This window comes from Hydrogenivirga sp. 128-5-R1-1, from assembly GCF_000171895.1.
The window spans coordinates 1-1,822 of record NZ_ABHJ01000231.1; the positions used below are offsets into that span (position 1 = coordinate 1).

Here is a 1,822-nt window from a genome sequence, read left to right on the forward strand (position 1 = left end):
TCCATGTTGCATCTTCAAGGTGAAGTATACTTCAATTTTCCCAATGTCTATAAATGCTACTTTGTTTTAATGTTTTTTATTTTTGCTGTTATTGTTTCACCTTCTGGATGCTCTTTTAAGAATTTATCAAGGGGATTTTCCGTAGCCTGTTTTATTGAAAGTTTTAATTTTTGATTTTCTCTGTCAAGTTCTATGATTTTTGCCTGTACTTCCTGACCTTCTTTAAATTTAGATTTAAATCTCTCAGGGTGTAAATGGTCTGTTTCAGATTTGTGAATAAATCCCTGCAGGTTTTCCACTTTTACAACAAGACCATATGGGTTTATTTCTTTTATAACTGTTGTAACTATATCTCCTTCGCTGTATGGAAATTTTTCCCACGGGTTTTCTTCTAATGCTTTTGTTGAAAGAATTAATTTTTGTTTTTCTGTATCTTTTTGAACAACTTTAGCTTCTATCTCCTGTCCTTTTTGAAGGTCTTTTATAGATTTTTCCCTATACCATGAGTAAAGCGAAGCAGGTAGAAATCCATATATTAAATCTCCGATAATAACAACTGCACCGTTATCCTGTACTTTTACAACTTTTGCAGGTATTGTCATTCCTTCTTTTATTTCTGACCATAGTTTTTCTTTTTTCTTTTGTTTTTCTTCCTCCAATACTTTTTTACGGGATACAACTATATTTGGTATTTTTCTGTTTTTATCCAGTTTTAAAATGTAAACTTCAAACTCTTCAGGTAATTTTTCTTCTTTTTTTAATCCCGATTCAGAATAAGGTAAAAATGCCTGTATTCCTCCTAAATCAACTAAGAACCCTTTTTCAAGCTGTTTTTTTAATTTTGCAGGTACTTTCTCTTGATTTTTATAAGCATTTTCAACTTTTTCAAGGGCTTCTCTGAATATTAGAGGTTTTCTTGAAAGTAAGTTATATCCTTCTGACGTTCTTTTTCCTGTAAAAACAGCCCTTATTTTTGCTCCTTCTTGTAAACCTTCAACCTCTTCCTTGTTTATTACACTTTCTGTTTTCTGCCCAACATCTACAAAGGCATATTTATCTGCAAATTTTACAATTTCACCTTCTAAAATATCTCCTTTATGATAGTACATTAAATTGTCTGTTTCTTTTAAGAGCTCTTCAAACTCCTTTTCGTAATTCTCCATTTTATTTACCTCATAAACAGTATCTTTTTTTATTTTTTATATAATTTTCAATTTTATTTATTATATCTATATCTAAACTCAAATCTCTACCGCCTGATTATATATCATTTCAACAAATGAAGTTTCTTTTGGATTTTTAGCAATCACAAGGTCTATTTTCCTATCTCCAAGTTTGGTAATTAATTTTGCTTTTATTTTTAATTGTTCCTGAAGTGAAATTTTATCAGAAATAATTAATATATCTATATCACCGCCTTTTTTTGACAAATCAGCCCTGCTTCCATATATGAAAATTTTAGCTTCTGGGTCAAACTGTTTTATGGTTGTTTTTATTACGTTAATTTCTTCTTCTTTTAATCTTACTTTTTTAGTCCTATTCAAATTGTTTCCTCAAACTTTTTAAAGGCTTCATCTAATTTATCTATCTGCGTTCCACCTCCCTGTGCCATATCCGGTCTTCCGCCGCCTTTTCCTCCAATTACCTGTGCAACTTCTTTTATTATCTGACCTGCTTTGTATTTATCAGTAAGTTCTTTTGATACGCTGACAACCATATTTATCTTTCCTTTTTCTTTATCAATAGATGATAGCAGTATAACAGATTTCCCAAGTTTTGCTTTTGCAACATCTGCAAGGTCTCTAAGTTCATTTGGTGGTAT

Annotated in this window: 3 protein-coding genes; all 3 read right to left on the minus strand. The window is 30.7% G+C overall.

All coding sequences use genetic code 11. The features are described from left to right. Positions 1–56: 56 nt before the first annotated feature. A complete protein-coding gene (locus HG1285_RS18410; protein WP_008288976.1) occupies positions 57–1,163 on the minus strand; it encodes a S1 RNA-binding domain-containing protein in 1,107 nt (368 codons plus the stop codon). Between the two features lie 78 nt (positions 1,164–1,241). Continuing rightward, complete coding sequence (locus tag HG1285_RS03030) at positions 1,242–1,544, minus strand: nucleotidyltransferase domain-containing protein (protein WP_008288977.1); 303 nt, start codon at positions 1,542–1,544, stop codon at positions 1,242–1,244. Continuing rightward, positions 1,541–1,822 (minus strand): DHHA1 domain-containing protein (locus HG1285_RS03025; RefSeq protein ID WP_008288978.1); only part of this gene is annotated, 282 nt, incomplete at its 5' end. The genes HG1285_RS03025 and HG1285_RS03030, both read right to left, overlap by 4 nt.